Genomic DNA, 5884 nt, shown 5'->3' with positions numbered 1-5884 from the left:
GCGCAGGCGCAGCCGGTGCCCCAAGAGGCGCGGCGGACGCCGGCAGCGCCCCCGTCACCCCCAGCGCGATCGCGGTCGTGGCGGCCAGGGCGAGCCCGGCCCATCGTGAGGTGCGTGCGGTCATCGTCGACCGCCTCCTTCTGTCTCGTGGTGCGGGATGTTCCAGGGTGGTCTCAGGTCGTGACGTGCCGGTTCGCGGGCCTCTGACGCGTCAGCACCCCCGCGAAGGGGCAACTCGCCAGCAGCGCGGGCGCGCGAGCCCGGGCACTCGCGTCAGGCGCGGTCGAGCCGGGCGACGCCGATCCTCGAGTCGGCCATGCCGTAGAAGACGAACGGCACCCCGTCCACCTCCTCGATCGCGGTGGGGAAGACCACGTTCGGGACGATGCCGTCGCGCTCGTCGGCGGTCTCGGCCTCGAGCAGGGGCACCGCCGACCGGGTCACGACCCGGGACGGGTCGTCCGCGTCGAGGATCATGCCGCCCGCGGCGTAGTTGACGTTCTGCTGCTGCGCGAAGGCGTCCTCGATGACGCCCGTGACGCCGTGGTGCAGCAGCAGCCAGCCCTCGGGCACGCGGCGCGGGGGCGGGCCGCCGCCGATCTTGAGCTCCTCGAAGGGGAACTCGGGGCCGGCCACGGGTCGGTGCTGCCCCCAGCGGGCCAGGGCGCGCTCGTCGGCCGCGACCGCGTCGACGGGAACGTAGCTGATCCAGATCGAGTGGCGACCGTCCGTGACGCCGGCGGGCAGCGGGCTGCCCTCCCCCGGCACGGTGGCGCCGATGTGCCACATCGGCCGGTGCAGCACGGCGAAGCTGCGCACCCCGTCGGGCGCGGTGACGGGCGACGGGAAGAACGTCGTGTCCTTGTTGTGGAAGAGCCCGAGGTCGGTGTCGAGCTCGTCGACGTAGTCGAACGTCACGGGCCCGAGGCGGCGCCACTCGCGCAGGTCGTCGCTCACCGCGACGGCCGTGCGGGGCCCGAGCGGACCGTACGCGACGTAGGTCATCACGTGCAGGCCGAGCTCGTCGACCCGGGTGACGCGCGGGTCCTCGACGCCCGAGTGCGTGGCGCCGCGCTCCCAGCCGCGGTCGGGGGCGAGCACGACGCCCTCGCGCTCGACGCCGACGGGCACGCCGTCGGCGACGACCACGCGGGCGAGGCCGACGCGCGAGACGTTGCCGGCGGCGACGAGCCGCGGCAGCAGGTACAGCTCGCCGTCGGGCCCGCGGCCCGAGCCGGGGTTGAGCACGCCCTCGGCCTCGAGCGGCTCGTCGGGGTCGGGCGCCATGACGACGCCGAGGCGCGTCAGGCGGTAGGGGAACGGAGGAGGTGCGGTGTCGGTCACGGGGGATCTCCTGTCAGCCCTTCACGCTCGAGCCGACGTCGGTCGAGATGAAGTAGCGCTGGAACACGATGAACAGCAGCACGACCGGGGCGGCGAGCACGACGGCTCCCGCCAGGGTCGCGCCGAAGGGGTTGGCGGCGGTGGCGGCGACGTTCGAGATGTAGTTCGCCAGCGAGACGGCGAGCGGCTGCATCGACGCCTCCTTGGTGATGAGGAACGGCCAGAGGAACTCGTTCCACGGCCCGATGAACGTCAGCAGCAGGGCCGTGACGAGCGCGGGGCGGACGAGCGGCAGCGCGATGTTCCACAGCAGCCGGAACTCGCCGGTGCCGTCGATGCGCGCCGCCTCGAACAGCTCGCGGGGCAGCTGCAGGAAGTACTGCCGGAAGATGATCACCGCCGTCGAGTTGATGGCGAACGGCAGGATCATGCCGAGGTAGTTGTCGCTCAGCCCGTAGTTCCGCGCGATGAGCACGTACAGCGGGATGACCAGCAGCTGGAACGGCACCACCTGCACGAGCAGCGCGAGGGCGAAGGTCACGCCGCGGCCCCGCCACTGCAGCACGGCGAGCGCGTACCCGACGAGCACCCCGAACACGACGGTGCAGATCAGCACCCCCGCCGTGAAGATGCCCGAGTTGACGAGCCCCGTGAGCAGCCCGATGCGGCTGTCGATCGCGGCGTAGTTCTCGAGGGTGAGGTTCGACGGGTGCGGGAACGCGCCCGCGACCGTCGGGTCGGGCCGCGCCTGCAGCGAGCCGATCACCATGTAGTAGAACGGGAAGAGGAACGCGAGCGCCCCGAGCGCGAGCACGACGCCTCGCAGCGTGGTCTGGGTCCTGGACATCTCAGTCCTCCTTGCCGCCGGCGAACCGGTTCTGCAGCAGCGCGATGATCAGCACGAGCACGACGAGCACGACGCCGATCGCGGCCGCCTGGTCGGGGTTCCCCTGCTCGATGCCCTTCTGGTACATCAGCAGGACGGGCGACGTGGAGGCGCCGTTGGGGCCGCCTCCGCCGGTGAGCAGGTACGGCTCGGTGAACAGGTTCGCCCCGGTCACCGTCGACACGAGCAGCACCAGCACGGTCGCGGGGCGCACACCGGGCACCGTCACGGTGAAGAACGAGCGGATCGGGCCGGCGCCGTCGCTCGACGCCGCCTCGTAGAGCTCCTTCGGCACGTTCTGCAGCGCCGCGAGGTACAGCAGGATGTAGAACCCGAGCTGCTTCCACGTGACGAACAGCGCGATCGAGGGCATCGCCCAGGCCGAGTTGATCAACCACGACGGCGACGGCGCCAGCGGCCCGAGCACCTGGTTGACGAGGCCGCTCCCGGTGAAGAGGAACAGCCAGACGGCCACGACGGCGACGCTGGCCGCGAGGTACGGCACGTAGAAGGCCACGCGGAGGAAGCCCTTGAAGTGCGACACCTTGTCGAGCGCCGACGCCAGCACCATGCTCAGCACGACCGTGAGCGGCACGTTGATGACCAGGAAGATCCCGACGTTGCCGAACGACCGGAGGACGGCCGGGTCCGTGAACGCCGTGACGAAGTTCGCCAGCCCGACGAACGGCCGGTCGACGACCGCGCCCGGCGCGGTGAAGAAGTAGTCGTGGAACGCGATGTAGACCGCGTACACCAGCGGGTACGCGAAGACCGCGAGCACGAAGATCAGGTACGGCGCGCTGAGGAGCAGCCCGAGCGGGTTCTTGCCCAGCAGCGAGCCTCGCCCGCGGGCCTTCCGACCCGGGGAGGCGGGGGGCGCCTCCTCGGGTCGGCTGCCGGTGATCGGGGCGGTCGCCCCGGCACGGAGGGAGGACACGGGTCTCAGCCCTGGGCCGCGAGCTCGTCGACCTTGGACGCGGCGTCCTTCAGCGACGATCCGACGTCGCCCTCGCCGAAGATCACGCTCTTCGACCACGCGTCACGGAAGGCCTGCAGCTCGGCCACGGTGTTCGGGCCCGACGGCACCTCGATGGTGCGGGCGGCCTGGTCGCCGAAGAGCGCGTACGACGGGTTGGCGTCGAAGTAGTCCGAGTAGGTCGAGGCCAGGTCGGTCCGGATCGGCATCTGGCCCGTGGTCTCGAGCAGGGCGCGGTCGGAGTCCTCGCTGGTCGAGTACTTCAGGAACTCCCACGCGGTGCCCTGGTTCTCGCACGCCGTGTACATGCCGACGTTCTTCGCGTCGCTGAACGTGTAGGTCTCGTCGGCGTCGGTGCCGTCCTTGGTGGGCACCGGCACGGCGCCCCAGTTGACGTCCTCGTAGACGTTGACCGCCCACGGGCCGACGATCGACATCGCGGCCTCGCCGTCCGCGAAGCTGTCGCCGGTGTACTGCTCCTGACCGGCCAGGCCCTGGTCGTACAGGTCGCGCCAGAAGCCGGCGACGTCCTCGCCCGCGCCGTCGGCGAAGGTGGCCTTGCCGTCCTCGATCAGTCCGGTGCCGCCGGTCTCGGCCGCGTAGAGCGGCATGAAGTCGAACTGCGACTGGAAGAACTCGCTGGTCGGGGCCGGGTGGATCGCGTAGTCGGAGACGCCGGCGTCCACGAGCGTCTTGCTCGTGGCGAGGAAGTCGTCGTAGGTCGACAGCTCGGGGGCCTCGGCGTCGAGGCCGGCCTGCGTGAAGAGGTCCTTGTTGTAGAAGATCATCACCGGGTTCGACTTCCAGGGCATCTGGTAGTACTTGCCGTCGGCATCCTGGTACTGCTCGGCGAGGTCGCCGCTGCGGTCCTCGATGTACTCGGCGCCGTCGTCGAAGCTCGACAGGTCGACGAGCCCGCCCTGCTTCTGGAACTGGCCGACCGCGCTCGGGGCCGTGTTGTAGACGAGGCAGGGGGCGTTGCCGGCCGTGATGGCCGCGCCGATGACCTCTTCGCTCGACTTGCCGGCGGGGATCTCCTGGCCCTTGACCTGCTCGTCCGGGTGGTCGGCGTTCCAGGACGCGACCGTGGCCTTCCCCCACTCGACCTCGGACTCGTTGTTCGAGTACCAGACGGTGATGGGGCCCTTCGCGGTGAGGGCGTCGCCGCCGCCGCCTCCCCCGCCGCCCGAGCAGGCGGTCAGGCCGAGGCCGGTGAGCAGGACGGTGGCTCCGATGAGTGCGGTGCGTCGTTGCACGGTGTTCTCCTTGGGTTCGGGTGGTGCGCTGCGGTGCAGGGGTCGTGCGGGTGAGGGTGTCGTGCGGGTCGAGGTGTCGTGCGGGTCACGGTGTCGTGCGGGTCACGTGGCGGGGGCCTCGGTCGTCGACGCCTCGCGGTAGACGTAGAGGTCGCGGCGACCAGGAGGCGCGTCCCAGCCCTGCGAGAAGGTCCAGCGGCCGTCGACCCGGCCGAGCCCGCCCCAGCAGAGCGAGCCGCCGGCCGTCAGCGCGAGCTGGTCGAACGGCCGCTCGACGTCGTAGAGCGCCTGGCTCGCGGCGAAGCGGCCCTCGGCGTCGTCGTGGAACACGTCGAGCACGAGCCGTCCGTCACCGGTGACGATCGCGGCGGCGACCTCGTGCAGGTGCCCGCCGACGCTCGACAGGTCGAGGTACGGGGTCGGCTCGAAGCGCCAGGTGCGCATGTCGTCCGAGTGCCCCACGTGCAGCACGCCGTCGAAGCCCTCGCTGACGAACATCAGGTACTCGCCCCCGACGCGGACGGCGTCGCCGTGCTCGTCGCGCGGCAACACCGCGCCCTTCGCCCACAGCCGCGTCTGCTCGGGGTCGGCGATCGGGCCGAGGCGCTCCCAGGTGACGAGGTCGTCGCTGACGGCCAACATCATGTCGCAGCCGACCGCCTCGACGGGGTAGCCGGTGCTCGGGAACGCGGCCCGCGCCTCCTCGGTGATCGGCCAGATGCCGTTGTAGAAGAGCCAGAAGCGGCCCTCGGCCCGGTAGATCTTGGGGTCCTCGGTGCCCAGCAGCTCGAGGTCGCGGGTCGGGCGGACGACCGGGTTCGCCGGGTCGTCGACCCAGGCGGCGGCGACGCCGACGCCGGAGCCGGTGTCGCTGTCGGTGCCGGCGGCGGAGCCGGTGTCGGAGCCGGTGTCGGTGTCGGTGTCGGTGTCGGTGTCGGTGTCGGCGCCGGTGTCGGTGTCGGCGCCGGCGTCAGTGCCTGCGCCCCTGCCTGTGCCGGTCAGGTCGCGCGTGGCGTGGCCGATGCGGCTGCCGAGGCTCTCCTTGACGGGCGACGCGCGGTAGAAGAGGTGCAGGACGCCCTCGTGCTCGATCATCGTCGGGTTGTAGAGCGACGAGCTGGTCCAGCCGATGCCGTCGGGGTCGTCCCACTGGTGGTCGAGCGTGAAGGTGAGCGCCGGATCGGGCGCGAAGGGGCCGACGGCCCAGTCGGGACGGTCGGGGCCGTAGGCCGCCTCGCCCGAGAACGTGAGCTGGGCGAGCGCGCCGGTCAGCGCGTTCCGGTGCGCGAGCGCGTCGTCGAGCACCTGCCGGAGGCGGTCGCGCGTGAGCGGGACGAGGTGCGCCGCGAGGTCGGTCGCCCCGATCGCGTCGGTCTCCCCGAGGGCGGTCGCCCCGGTCACGTCGGTCTCCCCGAGGGCGGT

The 5884-nt window shown here is 71.5% G+C and carries 5 protein-coding genes; all 5 read right to left on the bottom strand.

Annotated features, from left to right (window positions below; translation table 11 throughout):
- Positions 1 to 273: 273 nt before the first annotated feature.
- Positions 274 to 1287, bottom strand: coding sequence for a glycosidase (locus tag RWM17_RS11465; RefSeq protein WP_314103797.1), 1014 nt, complete (start codon positions 1285 to 1287; stop codon positions 274 to 276).
- A 70-nt stretch (positions 1288 to 1357) separates the two neighbouring features.
- Positions 1358 to 2191, bottom strand: a complete 834-nt coding sequence (locus RWM17_RS11460) for a carbohydrate ABC transporter permease (protein ID WP_123547795.1) — start codon at positions 2189 to 2191, stop codon at positions 1358 to 1360.
- Between the two features lies 1 nt (position 2192).
- A complete protein-coding gene (locus RWM17_RS11455; RefSeq protein WP_399540470.1) occupies positions 2193 to 3167 on the bottom strand; it encodes a carbohydrate ABC transporter permease in 975 nt (324 codons plus the stop codon).
- 5 nt (positions 3168 to 3172) lie between these two features.
- Positions 3173 to 4462: a sugar ABC transporter substrate-binding protein gene (locus RWM17_RS11450; RefSeq protein WP_314103794.1), complete on the bottom strand. Its 1290-nt coding sequence runs from the start codon at positions 4460 to 4462 to the stop codon at positions 3173 to 3175.
- Positions 4463 to 4564: 102 nt separating this feature from the next.
- On the bottom strand, positions 4565 to 5884 hold a 1320-nt coding region (locus RWM17_RS11445), incomplete at its 5' end, for a hypothetical protein (RefSeq protein ID WP_314103792.1).

Origin of the sequence: uncultured Frigoribacterium sp., assembly GCF_963515265.1 — a bacterium.
Classification (GTDB): domain Bacteria; phylum Actinomycetota; class Actinomycetes; order Actinomycetales; family Microbacteriaceae; genus Frigoribacterium.
Note: the sequence above shows the minus strand (reverse complement) of the source record. Positions and strands in the feature narration are given on the sequence as shown.

What these genes read in the sequence shown, in the direction of transcription:
- RWM17_RS11465 (WP_314103797.1), bottom strand. Translation starts at nt 1,287, where the DNA reads ATGGCGCCCGACCCCGACGAGCCGCTCGAGGCCGAGGGCGTGCTCAAC.
- RWM17_RS11460 (WP_123547795.1), bottom strand. Translation starts at nt 2,191, where the DNA reads ATGTCCAGGACCCAGACCACGCTGCGAGGCGTCGTGCTCGCGCTCGGG.